This is a genomic window from Enterobacter sp. PL_is379 (assembly GCF_055817355.1).
The window spans coordinates 304,666-321,640 of record NZ_JBVPGT010000031.1 but is presented as its reverse complement, the minus strand read 5'-3'; the positions used below and the strand labels follow the sequence as shown (position 1 = coordinate 321,640).

General features: G+C 55.8%; 13 protein-coding genes. 3 read left to right on the top strand and 10 right to left on the bottom strand.

Going from position 1 to position 16,975, the window contains the following annotated elements; genetic code table 11:
• Positions 1 to 103 precede the first annotated feature (103 nt).
• Genes cysH through cysJ form a run of 3 tightly spaced genes read right to left on the bottom strand, consistent with a single transcriptional unit; the run spans position 104 to position 4,371 of the window.
• Positions 104 to 838 carry a phosphoadenosine phosphosulfate reductase gene (gene cysH, locus AC0TOY_RS17980; RefSeq protein ID WP_024909260.1) on the bottom strand — a complete coding sequence of 245 codons (735 nt, stop codon included), beginning with the start codon at positions 836 to 838 and terminating at the stop codon, positions 104 to 106.
• 15 nt (positions 839 to 853) lie between these two features.
• Entirely contained in the window at positions 854 to 2,566 is a 1,713-nt protein-coding gene (cysI, locus tag AC0TOY_RS17975) for an assimilatory sulfite reductase (NADPH) hemoprotein subunit (protein WP_473722273.1), read from the bottom strand.
• Positions 2,566 to 4,371 (bottom strand): NADPH-dependent assimilatory sulfite reductase flavoprotein subunit, encoded by a 1,806-nt coding sequence (gene cysJ / locus AC0TOY_RS17970; RefSeq protein WP_473722272.1) that lies wholly within the window; start codon positions 4,369 to 4,371, stop codon positions 2,566 to 2,568. Before cysJ ends, cysI begins: the two co-directional genes overlap by 1 nt.
• Before the next feature lie 306 nt (positions 4,372 to 4,677).
• On the opposite strand from cysJ, the gene queD reads away from it, so the two are divergent.
• Positions 4,678 to 5,040, top strand: coding sequence for a 6-carboxytetrahydropterin synthase QueD (gene queD / locus AC0TOY_RS17965; protein ID WP_014885039.1), 363 nt, complete (start codon positions 4,678 to 4,680; stop codon positions 5,038 to 5,040).
• A gap of 86 nt (positions 5,041 to 5,126) precedes the next feature.
• Here the strand turns inward: queD and queE are convergent, their stop codons facing one another.
• From queE to AC0TOY_RS17950, 3 genes are read right to left on the bottom strand one after another with little or no spacing between them, the layout of a single operon-like run.
• Positions 5,127 to 5,798 carry a 7-carboxy-7-deazaguanine synthase QueE gene (gene queE / locus AC0TOY_RS17960; protein ID WP_023333236.1) on the bottom strand — a complete coding sequence of 224 codons (672 nt, stop codon included), beginning with the start codon at positions 5,796 to 5,798 and terminating at the stop codon, positions 5,127 to 5,129.
• 54 nt (positions 5,799 to 5,852) lie between these two features.
• The gene (locus tag AC0TOY_RS17955; RefSeq protein WP_473722271.1) at positions 5,853 to 6,560 is read right to left on the bottom strand and encodes an N-acetylmannosamine-6-phosphate 2-epimerase; all 708 of its coding nucleotides are present in this window, start codon (positions 6,558 to 6,560) and stop codon (positions 5,853 to 5,855) included.
• A complete protein-coding gene (locus tag AC0TOY_RS17950) occupies positions 6,560 to 8,119 on the bottom strand; it encodes a maltose/glucose-specific PTS transporter subunit IIC (RefSeq protein WP_024909264.1) in 1,560 nt (519 codons plus the stop codon). The genes AC0TOY_RS17955 and AC0TOY_RS17950 overlap by 1 nt, the downstream gene beginning before the upstream one ends.
• 165 nt (positions 8,120 to 8,284) lie before the next feature.
• On the opposite strand from AC0TOY_RS17950, the gene AC0TOY_RS17945 reads away from it, so the two are divergent.
• Both AC0TOY_RS17945 and AC0TOY_RS17940 read left to right on the top strand, forming a co-directional pair.
• The gene (locus AC0TOY_RS17945) at positions 8,285 to 9,109 is read left to right on the top strand and encodes a MurR/RpiR family transcriptional regulator (protein ID WP_024909265.1); all 825 of its coding nucleotides are present in this window, start codon (positions 8,285 to 8,287) and stop codon (positions 9,107 to 9,109) included.
• 358 nt (positions 9,110 to 9,467) lie between these two features.
• Positions 9,468 to 10,577, top strand: coding sequence for an SDR family oxidoreductase (locus AC0TOY_RS17940; RefSeq protein WP_032648092.1), 1,110 nt, complete (start codon positions 9,468 to 9,470; stop codon positions 10,575 to 10,577).
• 54 nt (positions 10,578 to 10,631) lie between these two features.
• Here the strand turns inward: AC0TOY_RS17940 and eno are convergent, their stop codons facing one another.
• The 4 genes from eno to relA all read right to left on the bottom strand — a co-directional run bounded on the left by eno (position 10,632) and on the right by relA (position 16,963).
• Entirely contained in the window at positions 10,632 to 11,930 is a 1,299-nt protein-coding gene (gene eno / locus AC0TOY_RS17935) for a phosphopyruvate hydratase (protein ID WP_024909267.1), read from the bottom strand.
• Positions 11,931 to 12,012: 82 nt separating this feature from the next.
• Entirely contained in the window at positions 12,013 to 13,650 is a 1,638-nt protein-coding gene (pyrG, locus tag AC0TOY_RS17930; protein WP_032648095.1) for a glutamine hydrolyzing CTP synthase, read from the bottom strand.
• A 223-nt stretch (positions 13,651 to 13,873) separates the two neighbouring features.
• Positions 13,874 to 14,665 carry a nucleoside triphosphate pyrophosphohydrolase gene (gene mazG, locus AC0TOY_RS17925; protein ID WP_023333241.1) on the bottom strand — a complete coding sequence of 264 codons (792 nt, stop codon included), beginning with the start codon at positions 14,663 to 14,665 and terminating at the stop codon, positions 13,874 to 13,876.
• A 66-nt stretch (positions 14,666 to 14,731) separates the two neighbouring features.
• Positions 14,732 to 16,963, bottom strand: coding sequence for a GTP diphosphokinase (relA, locus tag AC0TOY_RS17920; protein WP_024909268.1), 2,232 nt, complete (start codon positions 16,961 to 16,963; stop codon positions 14,732 to 14,734).
• Positions 16,964 to 16,975: the final 12 nt, after the last annotated feature.

The following is a 16,975-nucleotide window of genomic DNA, read 5'->3' as shown; positions in this document are numbered from 1 at the left end:
CTCACCCCTGCCCTCTCCCCAAAGGGGCGAGGGTGAAAAGACGGCTCCGGGCAATCCCCTCTCCCCTTTGGGGAGAGGGTTAGGGTGAGGGGGAGGATAAGGATCACCCTTCGTGCAGCCCGCACTCGCGCTTCAGCCCAAAGAATCGCGTCTCTTCTTCCGCCATTCCCGGTTCCCATTTGCGCGTGGTGTGGGTGTCACCCACCGACAGATAGCCCTGGTCCCACAGCGGATGGTACTTCAGCCCGTGCTTTTGCAGATACTGATACACCGTCCGGTTATCCCAGTCGATAATCGGCAGCACTTTAAACACCCCGCGCTGGACCGCCAGCACCGGCAAGGTTGCCCGGCTGCCGGACTGCTCGCGGCGCAGGCCAGCAAACCACGTCTGCGCATTGAGCTCTTTCAGCGCCCGGTTCATCGGCTCAACTTTGTTGATCTCATTGTATTTCTCAATGCCCTCAACTCCCTGTTCCCACAGCTTACCGTAGCGCGCCTCCTGCCAGGCCGCGCTTTCCGTCGCGCGGTAAACTTTGAGGTTCAGCTTGAGCTTGTCCGTCAGCTCGTCAATAAACTGGTAGGTTTCCGGGAACAGGTAGCCGGTATCGGTGAGGATCACCGGAATGTCCGGACGGATCTGATTCACCAGATGCAGGCTGACCGCCGCCTGAATACCAAAGCTCGACGACAGCACATAGTCTCCCGGCAGGTTTTCCAGCGCCCACGCCACGCGCCCTTCGGCATCCAGCTTTTCAAGGTGGGCATTGGTTTCTGCGAGTGCCAGAATGCGTTCGACTTTTGGCAATGCGTTAAGCGCGTTTAGATCGAGTACGGACATAATTACCTCTCGTGGTTACTCCCAGAAATCCCTTGCGGGATCGAGCACCGGGCGAATGATGCCCGCACGCACCGTAAAGTCGCCGAAGCCTTCACCCGCTTCGCGCTCTTTCGCCCAGCGCCCGACAAGCTCGTTGATGGAATCAAGAATTTCCGGCTCGGTGATGTTCTCGCGGAACATACGCGGGATGCGCGTACCGATTCGGTTACCGCCCAGGTGCAGGTTATAACGCCCCGGCGCTTTCCCCACCAGACCCAGCTCGGCCAGCATCGCACGGCCGCAGCCGTTCGGGCAGCCGGTCACGCGCATAACAATATGCTCGTCCGGAATACCGTGTTTTTCCAGAATCGCTTCAACCTTGTCAGTAAATGACGGCAGGAAACGCTCCGCTTCGGCCATCGCCAGCGGACAGGTCGGGAACGACACGCAGGCCATTGAGTTTTCACGCTGCGGCTTCACCGCATCCATTAACCCGTGATCGCGCGCCAGCTTCTCGATCTTCGCCTTCTGGCTCTCCGGCACGCCGGCAATAATGAGATTCTGGTTAGCGGTAATGCGGAACTCGCCTTTATGGATCTTAGCAATTTCCAGCAGACCGGTTTTCAGCGGACGGCCCGGATAATCCAGAATACGGCCGTTTTCGATAAACAGCGTCAGGTGCCATTTATTATCGATGCCTTTCACCCAGCCGATGCGATCGCCGCGACCGGTGAATTCGTAAGGGCGGATCGGCTCGAACTTGATGCCCGCGCGACGCTCCACTTCCGCTTTGAACGTCTCGACGCCCACGCGCTCCAGGGTGTATTTGGTTTTCGCGTTTTTACGGTCTGTACGGTTGCCCCAGTCGCGCTGGGTGGTCACTACCGCTTCCGCCACGGCCAGCGTGTGCTCCAGCGGCAGGAAGCCGAACTCGCTTGCGGTGCGGGCGTAGGTTTTCTTGTTACCGTGCTCAATGGAGAGGCCGCCGCCCACCAGCAGGTTAAAGCCAATCAGCTTGCCGTTTTCGGCGATCGCCACGAAGTTCATGTCGTTGGCGTGCAGGTCGATATCGTTCTGCGGTGGAATAACGACCGTGGTTTTAAACTTACGCGGCAGGTAGGTCTGGCCAAGGATCGGCTCTTCGTCGGTGGTGGCGACTTTTTCCTGATCGAGCCAAATCTCTGCGTAGGCGCGCGTGCGCGGCAGCAGGTGCTCGGAGATCTTCTTCGCCCACTCGTACGCTTCGGCATGCAGCTCGGATTCATACGGATTCGAGGTGCAAAGCACGTTACGGTTCATGTCGTTGGCGGTCGCCAGCGCGTCCAGCCCAACGGAGTGCAGCATCTGGTGCACCGGCTTGACGTTCTTCTTCAGAATACCGTGGAACTGGAAGGTCTGACGGTTGGTCAGACGGATGCTGCCGTAGATCGTGTTCTCACCGGCAAACTTGTCGATCGCCTGCCACTGTTTGGTGGTAATCACCCCGCCCGGCAGACGGCAGCGCAGCAGCATCGCGTGACGCGGCTCCAGCTTCTGTTCTGCACGCTCGGCGCGGATGTCGCGGTCGTCCTGCTGGTACATGCCGTGGAAACGGATCAGCAGGAAGTTGTCGCCTTTGAAACCGCCGGTGAGACCGTCATTCAGATCTTCAGCAATGGTGCCACGCAGATAGTTGCTTTCCAGCTTCATGCGCTCGGCGTCTGTCAGTTTACCTTCGACCACCAGTGGCCCTGGATGTTTTTCGCTCATTAGTAGACATCTCGCTGATAACGGCGCTCAACGCGCAGCTCACTTAAAAATTCATCCGCCGTTTCGGCATCCATACCGCCGAATTCGGCAATCACTTCCAGCAAAGTCTGCTCAACGTCTTTCGCCATACGATTGGCGTCGCCGCAGACATAAATGTGGGCACCGTCATTGATCCAGCGCCACAGCTCTGCGCCCTGTTCGCGCAGTTTGTCTTGTACGTATACTTTTTCTTTCTGGTCGCGGGACCAGGCCAGATCGATGCGGGTCAGAACGCCTTCTTTCACATAGCGCTGCCACTCAACCTGGTAGAGGAAATCTTCGGTAAAGTGCGGGTTGCCGAAGAAGAGCCAGTTTTTACCCGGCGCTTCATCTGCCGCGCGCTGCTGCATGAAGGCGCGGAACGGCGCAATGCCGGTGCCAGGGCCAATCATGATGACCGGGGTTTCCGGGTTTGCCGGCAGGCGGAAGTTGTCGTTGTGCTCGATAAAGACGCGCACTTCGCCCTCTTCTTCCACGCGATCCGCCAGGAAGCCTGATGCCCCACCCGTGCGGGCGCGGCCTTCGATATCGTAGCGCACCACGCCGACGGTAACATGCACTTCACTCTCCACTTCAGCCTGGGAAGAGGCGATAGAGTACAGGCGCGGGGTGAGCGGGCGCAGCAGACCGATCAGCGCATCGGCATCCAGCTGAGCCGGAGAGAAGCGCACCATATCGACAATCGGCGTCGTCGCGGCGTAATGCTGAAGCTTCGCTTTATCGCCCACCAGCGGCAGCAGGGATTCGCTGCGCGTCAAGGTGGCATAGTTTTCGACGATATTCGGGGTGTTCACCGTCAGTTCGAAATGCCACTGCAGCGCCTCTGAAAGCGGCTGGGTTTTGCCGTCAACGGTGACAGGCTCGTCGCCTTTCAGCCACAGCAGCTCAACCAGTTCTTTCACCAGCGCCGGATCGTTCTGATACCAGATACCCAGCGCATCGCCCGGCTGATAGCGCAGGCCCGAGTCTCCCAGATCGATTTCGATATGGCGCACGTCTTTTTCCGAGTCGCGGCCGGTAATTTTCTGGTTCACCGACAGGCTCGCCGTCAGCGGCGCCTCTTTGGTGTACGGGCTGGTGTGGATGTCGTTAACAGCACCCGTCGCGGTGAACGCGGCCTGCGTCGACGTCTCTTTCGGCACGCGCGCTTTTAACACCTCAACGATGCGTGCACGCCATTCGGCGGCGGCGGTCTGGTATTCGACATCCGCGTCAACGCGGTCCAGCAAACGCTCCGCGCCCAGTTCCGCCAGCCTGCTGTCGAAGTCTTTACCGGACTGGCAGAAGAATTCATAGGAGGTATCGCCCAGGCCAAACACGGCAAACGCCGTGCCATCCAGCTTCGGCGCTTTTTTCGAGAACAGGAACTTGTGCAGGGCCACCGCTTCTTCTGCGGGTTCACCTTCACCCTGCGTTGAGGCCACAACCACCAGCAGTTTTTCTGACGCGATTTGTTTGAATTTATAATCCCCGGCATTGACCAGGTTCACGTTCAGTTTGGCGGCCAGCAGGTCGTCACGCAGCGCCTCGGCCACGCGGCGGGCATTGCCCGTCTGCGAGGCGGAAATCAGGGTAATGGCCGGAATTTCAACGGCCGTTACCGGTACACCTGCCACGGCGCCAGGCTGCTGATTGAGCATTCCCCAGAAATAACCGGAGACCCAGGCAAGCTGAGTGGGAGAAAAATCAGAGGTGGCAGCCTGAAGGCGCGCCAGTTGCTCCGGGTTCAGGGGAAGCAAATTTGAAGGTGGGGCCTGTGTTGTCATGCGTCGTTATGTTCCAGTAGCCAAGCGGACTTTAAGCGAATAAATCCAAACTGAAGATAAGGTTAACGGCGAGGATAATAACAATTAAAGAAGGGATGGAAATAATAAATAACCAAATGGACTAACCTGTTTTGGTTGTCATGCTTAGCGATAAAACCGATTAATTAACCCTCTGAAAATTATCGATAAAAACAACAAAAAACGCCTCTTAATGAGACGCCTGGCTTCAGAGCCGTTTTAGTTAATGCTAAAAATTGTGCTTTCCGGTACTATGCGGCGGTTTTTTCCGCATTACTGAGAGCGATCATGTCCACCACACTGTTTAAAGATTTCACCTTCGAAGCCGCCCACCACCTTCCGCATGTCCCAGAAGGACATAAATGCGGCCGTCTGCACGGGCATTCGTTCATGGTGCGTCTTGAGATCACCGGTGAAGTTGATCCGCATACCGGTTGGATCATGGATTTTGCCGAGCTGAAGGCGGCGTTTAAGCCGACCTACGATCGTCTGGATCACTACTACCTGAATGAGATCCCGGGCCTTGAAAACCCGACCAGTGAAGTGCTGGCAAAATGGATATGGGATCAGATGAAGCCGCTGGTACCGCTGCTGAGCGCGGTGATGATCAAAGAGACCTGCACGGCAGGCTGCGTGTATCGCGGAGAGTGATGCTTGCCGGGTGGCGCTGACGCCTGCCCGGCCTATAAGAGCATCGAACCATAGGCCCGGTAAGCGCTCGCGCCATCGGGCTTTTTTTATGCAATATTCAGATACTTGTGCGTCTGCATCGACAGGCGCCAGTTGCGCGCAATGCAGGTTTCAATGCACAGGCGCGTCGCGTCATCTTTCTGGCTGATCGGCTGAAGCGCAATGACGCGCTGCTTTTCATCTGTCAGCGTGGCCAGCAGTTCATCCAGCGCTTCGATATCACGCACGCGCCCTACCGGGTGCTTAATCTCATCCGCGCGTTCCAGCGCCTGAGACAGCACGTCATACCCGCCGCGCATATTCACTTTTGGCGATACCGTCACCCAGGTTGTGTGTGAACAGCGCACTTCATGGGTGCCGCTGGTTTCAATCTGGCAGCTGTAGCCGTTCTTTTCGAGCAGCTCGGTCAGCGGCGTCAGATCGTGGATGCAGGGTTCACCGCCGGTGATCACAACGTGGCGCGCCGTCCAGCCCTGACGACCAATAATGGCCAGCAGATCTTCGGAACTGCCCGCGCCCCACTTATCGCTCTCTTTGGTTTTCGCCAGAATGCTAAACAGCGACACTTCCCGATCTGCGAGCTTATCCCACGTATGTTTGGTATCACACCAGGCACAGCCAACCGGGCATCCCTGTAAACGAATGAAAATAGCGGGAACGCCGGTAAAGTAACCCTCGCCTTGCAGGGTCTGGAACATCTCGTTAATCGGGTACTGCATAGTCATCTCAGTAAAGGGGATAAACGATAAGTATCGCAGATCCCCGCCGGATGGTCATGCTCCATCGGTGCTTTGCGCGCCAATCGCCGCCATAAACCGTTCCGTGATTTGCTGTGGGCGGGTGATCGCACCGCCGACGACGACCGTATGCGCGCCCAGCGCCAGGCATCTGGCCGCGCGTTCAGGCGTATCCACGTTGCCTTCGGCAACCACGGGAACCGTCACGGCCGCCAGCACCGCTTTCAGGAACGTGCAGTCGTTGTCAGGCAATGTATGACCCTCGGTTTCCGCCGTGTAGCCGTAAAGCGTGGTGCCGACGCAGTCAAAGCCCAGCGCCTGCGCCGTCACGGCTTCGTCCACGGAGGCGATATCCGCCATCAGCCGCACCGCGGGATAGCGTGAGCGGATGCGCGAGACCAGCGTTTCCAGGGATTCTCCGCCGGGACGCTCCCGCGCCGTCGCATCAAGCGCAATGATTTCCGGAGAGACGGTCATGAGCTCATCCACCTCTTTCATCGTGGCGGTGATAAACACCTCGCTTTCCGGGTAATCCCGTTTGATGATGCCGATGACCGGCAAAGAGACCTGCTGCTTAATGGCCTCGATATCTACCACGCTGTTGGCACGAATTGCAGCGGCCCCGCCCTGCGCCGCCGCCAGCGCCATCCGCGACATAATAAACGGGCTATGCAGCGGCTCATTCTCCAGCGCCTGACAGGAGACGATCAGTTTTCCCTTCAGGTTATCCAGTACAGTTTTCATTACGATAAGATCTCTTCCACTTCGTTTTTGATAATCGTGACATGCGGGCCATAAATGACCTGAACACCGTTACCGCGCACGATAACGCCGCGCGCCCCGGTGGCTTTCAGCGCCGCGTCATTCACCTTGCTGCCGTCCTTCACCGTGACGCGAAGACGCGTGGCGCAGCAGTCCACCTCTTCAAGATTGTCTTTTCCGCCTAATCCGGCGATCACCGCAGCAGCGCGTTCGTTTTGCGGCAGACTGACTTCGTCAGCCATCGCCTCCTTTTCCCGACCCGGCGTAGCAAAATCAAAGCGGTTAATCAGGTAGCGGAAGGTGAAGTAGTAAAGGAAGAACCACGGCACGCCGACCAGCGGAACGAACATCCAGTTGGTTTTGGCCTCCCCCTGCAAAATGCCGAACAGCACGAAGTCGATAAAACCGCCGGAGAAGGTTTGCCCGATGGTGATATGCAGCATGTGTGCAAGCATGAACGCCAGCCCGTCAAACAGCGCATGAATGACGTAAAGCACCGGTGCAATAAACAGGAACGAGAATTCGATAGGCTCGGTAATCCCGGTCAGGAACGAGGTTAACGCGGCAGAAAGCAGCAGTCCGGCAACGCGCTTTTTGTTCTCGGGTTTTGCCGTGTGGTACATCGCCAGGCACGCGCCGAGCAGGCCAAACATCATCGTAATAAAGCGCCCGGACATGAAGCGTGACGTGCCTTCGTAAAACTGACGCGTGGTAGGATCGGCCAGTTGGGCGAAGAAGATCCGCTGCGTGCCTTCCACCAGATGACCGTTGACGATTTCACTGCCGCCAAGCGCGGTGGTCCAGAACGGCAGATAGAAGATGTGGTGCAAACCAAACGGGCCCAGCATGCGGAGAATAAAGCCGTACAGCAGGGTGCCCAGATAGCCGGTGGCATCCACCAGCCCGCCCAGACCAAAAATCAGCTTCTGGAAATGCGGCCAGACCACGGTCATGAGTGCACCGACGAGGATCGCCGCCAGCGAGCTGATAATAGGAACAAAGCGCGAGCCGCCAAAGAATCCGAGGAACTGCGGAAGCGCTATTTTATTAAACCGATGATGGAGCGTGCAGGTCACCAGACCAATCACCACGCCGCCAAACACACCGGTTTCCAGCGTCTGAATGCCCAGCGTCATGCCCTGGCCCACGGCGCCCGGGTTGTCGTGCGCCAGTTTGCCGGTGAGGATCAGCAGCGCGTTAATGGTGGCATTCATCACCAGAAACGCGAGTAATGCCGCCAGTCCGGCCGTACCCTTATCGCTTTTTGCCAGCCCTACGGCCACCCCAACGGCAAACAGCACCGAGAGGTTCGCAAACACGATGGATCCTGCGCTGCTCATGATGGTGAAAATGGCCTGAAGCCAGCCCACGTCTAAAAACGGATAAGCCGCCAGCGTATTGGGATTCGATAACGCGCCGCCTATCCCCAGCAGCAGACCCGCCGCAGGCAACACGGCAATCGGCAACATAAAGGATTTGCCAAAGCGCTGCGCTTTTTCAAACCATCCCCCTGAAGAAGCCCCACTGAATATTTGCATCATTTTTTCATCCCCCCATTAAACGATGAAAATTTTTATCATATAAATATTTAATAGTGAAAATTATCATCAAAAACCAGGACGACGATCATACTTTTTCAAAATGACTGGCATCTTTCCCCCGCTTTCCGCCACACTAGTCGCAGAGAAACGCATTAAGGATCGAGCATGTCAGACCATGAAAACCTGCTGCTGAAGCTACGCCAGGAGGCTTCCGGGTACAGCCCAACACAACAAAAACTCGGTGAATTTGTCCTCAGCGATCCTGCCCGGGTGCTCTACCTGACGATCACCGAGCTGGCGCGCGAGAGCCACACCAGCGAGGCCAGCGTCACGCGTCTTTGCCGCACGCTGGGCTGCAAAGGCTATAACGAATTTAAAATGGCGCTTGCGCTGGATATTCAGCAGGGCCAGCCCGCGCGTCAGGCGGGAGATGAGATTGATAACGTCGTGGATGAGTCGGTGCAGGCTTTGCAGGATACCGCCAGGCTCCTCGACCGCACGCTGCTTGAAAAGGCGGCGCTGGCTCTGCACCAGGCACAATCCGTGCAAATTTATGGCGTCGCGGCCAGCGCGATCCTTGGGGAGTATCTGCACTACAAGCTGTTGCGTCTGGGCAAACCCGCACAGCTGTTTAGCGATATGCACCGCGCGGCCATGAATGCGACAACGCTTTCGAAAGAGACGCTGGTTGTGGCCATCTCCAGTTCGGGTTCAACGCGGGATTTACTCCACGTGGTGAAGCTTGCCCGCAAGCGCGGCGTTAAGGTTCTGGCACTCAGCAATACGCCCCGCAGCCCGCTGGCGTCCCTGAGCGACATGTTGCTGGTGGCTGCCAAACCAGAGGGACCCCTTAGCGCAGGCGCACTCAATGCTAAGGTTGGGGTGATGCTGCTGGTCGAGCTGCTGACCACGTCCATGATTGCGCTGGATGGTCATTACGGCGACGTTAGCCAACAAACAGCCAGCGCTACGCTTCCTCTGTTACTCTAAAAATCCTTCGCAGGCTAAATAAAATAGCCTGCGATTTATGCCGTCTGATTTTAGTTAAGTGGCGTTTAAATCATTTATTTGATAAATGTTTGGTGTAACAAATTATTATATTTATTACATTTTGAATTAAGTTTACCGTTCGGGCACGCCTCTATAAAAAACATTAAATTCAATAAGTTAAAATTTAAATTTTAATAGAGTGAATTTTTACCCTTCCGCTAATGTCCAAAATATCCGCCCGATTTCCTTTCCTTAAAATAAGCTTAAGATGCTGTCGGTTTCGGCGATTTATTATTTAAATGCCGTTTACTTTTGCGCGCCTACAATCCGCCTCATCAATCATAATGAGACGGTATTAATGAAGATGTTATTGATTACAGGCGTGACCGGATTTCTGGGCGGTGCAGTTCTTGAAAAAATCCTGACCAACGATCAATCCGTAGAACTCCTTTTGCTTGCGCGTGCCGGCGATCCGCAGAGCGGGCTGGAGCGCGTGCTGGAGAATATGCGCAAGTTCAACGTTCCTGAGGACAAACTGGCCTCCCTGACGGTGGATAATATCCTGATTGGCGACCTCAGCCAGCCTGAAGCCTTCCTGAACGATCCCCGTCTGGATCGGGTCACGCATGTCGTGAACTGTGCGGCCGTCGCCTCATTTGGTAACAACCCGCTGATCTGGAAGGTCAACGTTGAAGGTACGCTCGCGCTGGCGCGCCGTATGGAGCAGGTCACAGGACTGCAGCGTTTCCTCCACGTCGGCACCGCGATGTCATGCACGCCGGAGCAGGATTCCCTGGTCGCCGAAAGCGCCGAATTCAGAGAGAATGCTGAACACCTGGTGGAATACACGTTTTCGAAGTCAACCATCGAACAGCTGATGCGCCAGGAGTGTCCGAACCTGCCGCTGCTCATTGCCCGTCCGTCCATCGTCGTCGGCCATACCCGTCACGGCTGCACACCGTCGAGCAGCATTTTCTGGGTCTTTAGCATGGGCCTGATGCTGCAGAAGTTTATGTGCTCAATGGAAGACCGGATCGACGTTGTTCCGGTGGATTATTGCGCCGACGCGATGCTAATGCTGCTCAACAGCAATGCTCGTCCGGGAGAAGTGGTACACATTTCTGCGGGAGAAGAGAACAGCGTTCGCTTTGCGGATATCGATCAGGCAATGGCGCAGGCGCTGGAGAAAGCCCCCGTCGGTGATAAGTATGCGCAGGTCAGCTACGAAACGCTGGTCAGAATGCGTCGCGAGCTGAAACATATTTTTGGGCCGTGCAACGAACGTCTGATGCTGAAAGCCATGCGGTTATACGGTGCGTTTGCCACGCTTAACGTGCGCTTCAGCAACGATAAGCTGCTGAGCATGGGGATGCCGAAGCCACCCCGCTTTACGGATTATATCGCCCGCTGCGTGCAAACCACTCAGGGGCTGACCATTCCGGAGCAAATGGCGGTTGATTTTAAATAGCCAAAAAAAAATGCCAGTCATTCGACTGGCATTTTCGTTTTAAGGCTTAGGCGATTATGCCTGGCCTTTGATCTCTTTACGACCGTTGTATGGTGCTTTTTCGCCCAGCGCTTCTTCGATACGAATCAGCTGGTTGTATTTAGCAACACGGTCAGAACGGCTCATAGAACCAGTTTTGATCTGGCCTGCAGCGGTACCCACAGCCAGGTCGGCAATGGTAGCGTCTTCAGTTTCGCCAGAACGGTGAGAGATAACAGCGGTGTAGCCAGCGTCTTTCGCCATTTTGATCGCAGCCAGAGTTTCGGTCAGAGAACCGATCTGGTTGAATTTGATCAGGATGGAGTTAACGATGCCTTTCTCGATGCCTTCTTTCAGGATCTTGGTGTTGGTTACGAACAGGTCGTCACCAACCAGCTGGATTTTGTCGCCCAGTACTTTAGTCTGGTATGCGAAGCCAGCCCAGTCAGACTCGTCCAGACCGTCTTCGATAGACACGATTGGGTACTGTTTGGTCAGGTCTTCCAGGAAGTGAGTGAACTCTTCGGAGGTGAACGCTTTGTTGCCTTCGCCAGCCAGAACGTATTTACCGTCTTTGTAGAATTCAGATGCTGCACAGTCCATCGCCAGGGTGATGTCTTTGCCCAGCTCGTAGCCTGCAGCTTTTACTGCTTCTGCGATAACAGCCAGTGCTTCTGCGTTAGAACCCAGGTTTGGCGCATAGCCACCTTCGTCACCAACAGCCGTGTTCATACCTTTGGCTTTCAGAACTTTAGCCAGGTTGTGGAACACTTCAGAACCCATACGTACCGCTTCTTTCAGGGATTTCGCGCCAACTGGCTGAATCATGAATTCCTGAATATCAACGTTGTTGTCTGCGTGCTCACCACCGTTGATGATGTTCATCATTGGTACAGGCATGGAGTATTTGCCTGGGGTGCCGTTCAGTTCAGCGATGTGCTCGAACAGTGGCATACCTTTAGCAGCCGCAGCCGCTTTGGCGTTCGCCAGGGAAACTGCCAGGATTGCGTTCGCACCGAAGTTAGATTTGTTTTCAGTACCGTCCAGATCGATCATGATCTTGTCGATGCCAGCCTGGTCTTTGGCGTCTTTGCCAATGATTGCCTGAGCAATAGGACCGTTTACAGCGCCAACCGCTTTCAGTACGCCTTTACCCAGGAAGCGAGATTTGTCGCCATCGCGCAGTTCCAGCGCTTCGCGGGAACCGGTAGAAGCACCTGATGGAGCAGCAGCCATACCAACGAAACCACCTTCCAGGTGAACTTCGGCTTCAACGGTCGGGTTACCACGGGAGTCGATGATTTCACGACCGATGACTTTAACGATTTTGGACATTAGATTTTCCTCAGTACAAGTTAAACTAAAACTCCAGACAAACAACGCGTACCAAAGGTACGCGTTGCCGTTCTAACTTTTTTTACTTCGCCTGACGCTTCTGGTAGTCGCTGGCGGCCTTCACGAAGCCTGCAAACAGCGGATGCCCGTCGCGTGGCGTTGAAGTAAATTCCGGGTGGAACTGGCAGGCGACAAACCACGGATGGTTTGGCACTTCAATGATCTCGACTAACTGATCATCCCCGGAGCGTCCCGCAACACGCAGGCCCGCGGCTTCAATAGGTTTCAACAACATGTTGTTGACTTCATAGCGGTGACGATGGCGCTCGGTGATGACCGGCTCGCCATACAGCTTGCGAACCACGCTATCGTCAGTCAGCTGGCAGGCCTGTGCGCCAAGACGCATGGTGCCACCCAGATCGCTCTTCTCGGTACGGACTTCGACGTTACCTTCTTCGTCACGCCATTCAGTGATAAGCGCCACCACAGGGTACTTACAGTCTGGCACAAATTCCGTAGAGTTCGCGTTTTCCATTCCCGCTACGTTGCGCGCAAATTCGATCAGCGCAACCTGCATACCCAGGCAGATGCCGAGGTATGGAATATTGTTTTCACGCGCATAGCGCGCGGTAGCGATCTTGCCTTCTACACCGCGGTAGCCGAAGCCGCCAGGGATAAGGATAGCATCCAGATCTTTCAGGATTTCAACGCCACGCGTTTCAACATCCTGCGAATCAATCAGCTTGATGTTCACGGAGACACGGTTCTTCAGACCACCGTGTTTCAGCGCTTCGATCACTGACTTATAGGCATCCGGCAGCTCGATGTACTTGCCGACCATACCGATAGTCACTTCGCCTGCCGGGTTGGCTTCTTCATAAATAACCTGTTCCCATTCAGACAGGTTAGCTTCCGGACAGTTCAAGCTGAATCGTTTACAAATATAATCGTCCAGGCCCTGCGATTTCAACAGGCCCGGGATTTTATAAATGGAATCGACATCTTTCATTGAAATAACGGCTTTTTCAGGCACGTTACAGAACAATGCAATTTTCGCACGTTCGTTCGCCGGAACCGCGCGATCGGAGCGGCAAACCAGGATGTCTGGCTGAATACCAATGGAGAGCAGCTCTTTAACAGAGTGCTGAGTCGGTTTGGTTTTCACTTCACCTGCAGCGGCCATGTATGGCACCAGGGTCAGGTGCATGAACAGCGCGTGTTCACGGCCAATATCTACCGCCAGCTGACGAATCGCTTCCAGGAATGGCAGAGATTCGATATCACCCACGGTACCGCCGATTTCAACCAGCACCACGTCGTGGCCTTCGCCACCCGCAACAATGCGTTCTTTGATGGCGTTAGTGATGTGCGGGATAACCTGAACGGTGGCACCCAGATAATCACCACGACGCTCTTTACGCAGAACGTCGGAGTAGATGCGGCCAGTCGTGAAGTTGTTACGACGGGTCATTTTGGTGCGGATGAAACGCTCGTAGTGGCCAAGATCCAGATCGGTTTCAGCGCCGTCTTCAGTAACGAACACTTCCCCGTGTTGGATTGGGCTCATGGTGCCCGGATCGACGTTGATGTACGGATCCAGTTTCATCATGGTCACATTGAGGCCACGGGCTTCAAGAATGGCTGCGAGGGAGGCTGCGGCAATGCCTTTACCCAGAGAGGATACGACCCCGCCGGTCACAAAAATATAGTTCGTTGTCATGCTGAACCTGAGAAGTTAGGGTGAAACGATGGAATAACCAGGACGGGAAAGTAGTATACCCGAACACGGCGAGCGCCACAAACTTTCATTCTCCGTCTCCATTCCAGGCCATGACAAACATAAGGAGTGAGAAAATAGCCCCTTTTGGGTAAATGTTTTTGACGCAAATCAAGCGCTTGTCATTTAAAAAATCACACAAATTGCGCTTGATCGCAAAATTCCGTTAGAGATCAGATTCCTGGCGCTTTACTTCCTGCCAGACTTCTTCCATTGCTTCGAGGTCAATACCGCTCATTTCCAGGCCTCGCGAAGCGACAATCCGCTCAACTTCGCGAAAGCGTCGTTCGAATTTTAAGTTGGCTTTTTGCAGCGCCGTTTCCGCTTTTACACCCAGGTGGCGAGAAAGATTGACGGTCGCAAACAGCAGGTCGCCCATCTCTTCCTCAAGCTTTGCTTCATCCACCACCGCCTGCTGCGCTTCGTGCATGACTTCATCAATCTCTTCGTGCACTTTATCCAGCACCGGGCCGAGGGAGGTCCAGTCAAAACCGACGGCGGAGCAGCGTTTCTGGATTTTATGCGCGCGCATCAGCGCGGGCAGGCTCAGCGGAATATCATCCAGCGCGGAGTGCTGGGATTTTTCCGCCCGCTCGGCGCTTTTGATCTGCTCCCAGCGGGCCAGCACCTCGGCGCTGTTCCCTGCGGTGGCATCGCCAAAAATATGGGGATGACGGCGCTCAAGCTTGTCGCTGATGGCAGCGCAGATATCGTCAAAGTTAAAGCGCCCTTCTTCCTGCGCCATCTGCGCGTAGAACACCACCTGGAACAGCAGATCGCCCAGTTCACCGCGCAGGTCGTCAAAATCTTCACGGGAAATGGCGTCCAGCACCTCGTAGGTCTCTTCAAGGGTGTACGGGGCTATGGTGGCGAAAGTCTGCTCTTTGTCCCACGGGCAGCCGTTTTCCGGGTCGCGCAGGCGTTTCATGATGCCGAGCAGGCGGTCGATTTGAGTCATAGTACTGTCCTGATGAAAAAATGCCGGGTGGCGGCGTTGCCTTACCCGGCCTACGTAAGAGGATGTTTAGCCGCCGTGCAGACGACGCGCGTCAATCACATCCGGCACCTGGTTCAGCTTGCCGAGCACGCGGCCCAGCACCTGCAGGTTGTAGATTTCGATGGTCATATCGATGGTGGCAAGCTGCTCGCGGGTATCGCTGCGGCTGGCGACGCCCAGCACGTTGACCTTTTCGTTGGCGAGAATGGTCGTGATGTCGCGCAGCAGGCCGCTGCGGTCGTTGGCGGTAACGCGCACCACCAGCGAATAGCCGGCGGAATAGCTCTCACCCCAGACCGCTTCCACGATGCGCTCCGGCGCATGCGACTGAAGCTCGGCAAGCTGGTCGCAGTCGGAACGGTGAATCGAAATCCCGCGCCCCTGGGTGATAAAGCCGACGATATCGTCGCCCGGAATAGGCTGGCAGCAGCGGGCAATGTGGTGCATCAGATTGCCCACGCCCTCGACCACCACGCGGCCATTGTCTTTGCTGCGCTGCTGAGGCGCGTAGGTTTTCTGCTGCAGCTGCTTCAGCGCCGCCGCGTCCTGCTCTGCCGCGCTTGGCTTATTGAACTGCGCCTGCAGGAAGTTCACCATCTGATTCAGACGGATATCACCGCCGCCGATCGCCGCTAACAGCTCGTCAAGCTCGTTGAAGTTGTAGCGCGGCAGCAGGAATTTCTCCGCCTCTTTCAGGCTTATCCCGATATGCTCCAGCTCGTCGTCGAGGATCTGGCGACCGGCAAGGATGTTCTTGTCACGATCCTGTTTACGGAACCAGGCGTGGATTTTCGAGCGTCCGCGGCTGGTGGTGACGTAGCCCAGGTTCGGGTTAAGCCAGTCCCGGCTCGGGTTGGGCTGCTTCTGGGTAATGATTTCAATCTGGTCACCCATCTGCAGCTGATAGGTGAACGGTACGATTCGTCCGCCGATTTTCGCCCCGATGCAGCGGTGCCCCACATCGCTGTGGATGTGGTAGGCAAAATCGAGCGGCGTAGAGCCCGCAGGCAGGTCGACAACGTCCCCTTTCGGGGTAAAGACATAGACCCGGTCATCAAAGACCTGGCTGCGAACTTCGTCGAGCATCTCGCCGGAATCGGCCATCTCTTCCTGCCACGCAATCAGCTTGCGCAGCCAGGCAATACGGTCTTCATGTCCTGAACGCGCCCCGCCGGACGTACCTTCTTTGTATTTCCAGTGCGCGGCGACGCCCAGCTCGGCGTCCTCGTGCATCTGCTTGGTGCGGATCTGAATCTCGACCGTTTTGCCGCCAGGGCCAAGCACCACGGTATGGATAGACTGATAGCCGTTCGGTTTAGGGTTGGCGACATAGTCATCGAACTCATCGGGCAGATGACGGAAGTGAGTGTGCACTATCCCCAGCGCGGCGTAGCAGTCCTGCAGACGCTCCGCCACGATACGCACGGCGCGCACGTCAAACAGCTCGTCAAAGGCGAGGTGTTTCTTCTGCATTTTGCGCCAGATGCTGTAGATATGCTTAGGCCGCCCGTAGACTTCGGCGCGCACGTTCTCTTCTTTCATCGACTGGCGCAAGCCACCGACAAATTCCTCGATATAGTGCTCGCGGTCGATGCGGCGCTCGTGCAGGAGTTTGGCAATACGTTTATATTCCGCCGGGTGCAGATAGCGGAAGCAGTAATCTTCCAGCTCCCATTTCAGCTGACCAATCCCTAAGCGGTTCGCCAGCGGCGCATAGATGTTTGTACACTCTTTGGCGGCGAGCACGCGCTCGTCTTCCGGCGCATCCTTCACCTCACGCAGGTGGGCAATACGCTCGGCCAGCTTGATGACCACGCAGCGGAAATCATCCACCATGGCCAGCAGCATCCGGCGAACGTTATCAACCTGTTCTGAGGAGACGGAATCGGTGTGCGCGGCTTTGAGCTGGCGGATAGCCGCCATATCGCGCACGCCGTGGATCAGCGCGACGACGGATTTCCCGACGCTGTCGCGCAGTACGTCTTCGCTGACCACGTCCGCATCCGCGAGAGGGAACAGCAGCGCGGCCTGCAGCGTTTCGATGTCCATGTTCAGCATGGACAGGATTTCAACCATCTCCACGCCGCGCCACAGGAGAAGATCGGCGTCGGGATGCCCCTGCGTGGTGCGCAGACAATAGGCCCAGGTTTCGGTTAAGCGTTCACACGACTGCTGGCTGGAAATTCCCAGACTTGCGATCCATTTTTGTGGGTCAAACTCCCCAGCTTTATTGAGATGTGCACTTCTTACCGCAACCATTGTCCTCTCCTT

Excerpts from the sequence above, each read along its gene's own strand:
- AC0TOY_RS17945 (WP_024909265.1), top strand. The coding sequence starts at position 8,285 with ATGTCAGACCATGAAAACCTGCTGCTGAAGCTACGCCAGGAGGCTTCC.
- queD (WP_014885039.1), top strand. The coding sequence starts at position 4,678 with ATGTCCACCACACTGTTTAAAGATTTCACCTTCGAAGCCGCCCACCAC.
- AC0TOY_RS17950 (WP_024909264.1), bottom strand. The coding sequence starts at position 8,119 with ATGATGCAAATATTCAGTGGGGCTTCTTCAGGGGGATGGTTTGAAAAA.
- mazG (WP_023333241.1), bottom strand. The coding sequence starts at position 14,665 with ATGACTCAAATCGACCGCCTGCTCGGCATCATGAAACGCCTGCGCGAC.
- cysJ (WP_473722272.1), bottom strand. The coding sequence starts at position 4,371 with ATGACAACACAGGCCCCACCTTCAAATTTGCTTCCCCTGAACCCGGAG.
- relA (WP_024909268.1), bottom strand. The coding sequence starts at position 16,963 with ATGGTTGCGGTAAGAAGTGCACATCTCAATAAAGCTGGGGAGTTTGAC.
- cysH (WP_024909260.1), bottom strand. The coding sequence starts at position 838 with ATGTCCGTACTCGATCTAAACGCGCTTAACGCATTGCCAAAAGTCGAA.
- eno (WP_024909267.1), bottom strand. The coding sequence starts at position 11,930 with ATGTCCAAAATCGTTAAAGTCATCGGTCGTGAAATCATCGACTCCCGT.
- cysI (WP_473722273.1), bottom strand. The coding sequence starts at position 2,566 with ATGAGCGAAAAACATCCAGGGCCACTGGTGGTCGAAGGTAAACTGACA.
- queE (WP_023333236.1), bottom strand. The coding sequence starts at position 5,798 with ATGCAGTACCCGATTAACGAGATGTTCCAGACCCTGCAAGGCGAGGGT.
- AC0TOY_RS17940 (WP_032648092.1), top strand. The coding sequence starts at position 9,468 with ATGAAGATGTTATTGATTACAGGCGTGACCGGATTTCTGGGCGGTGCA.
- pyrG (WP_032648095.1), bottom strand. The coding sequence starts at position 13,650 with ATGACAACGAACTATATTTTTGTGACCGGCGGGGTCGTATCCTCTCTG.
- AC0TOY_RS17955 (WP_473722271.1), bottom strand. The coding sequence starts at position 6,560 with ATGAAAACTGTACTGGATAACCTGAAGGGAAAACTGATCGTCTCCTGT.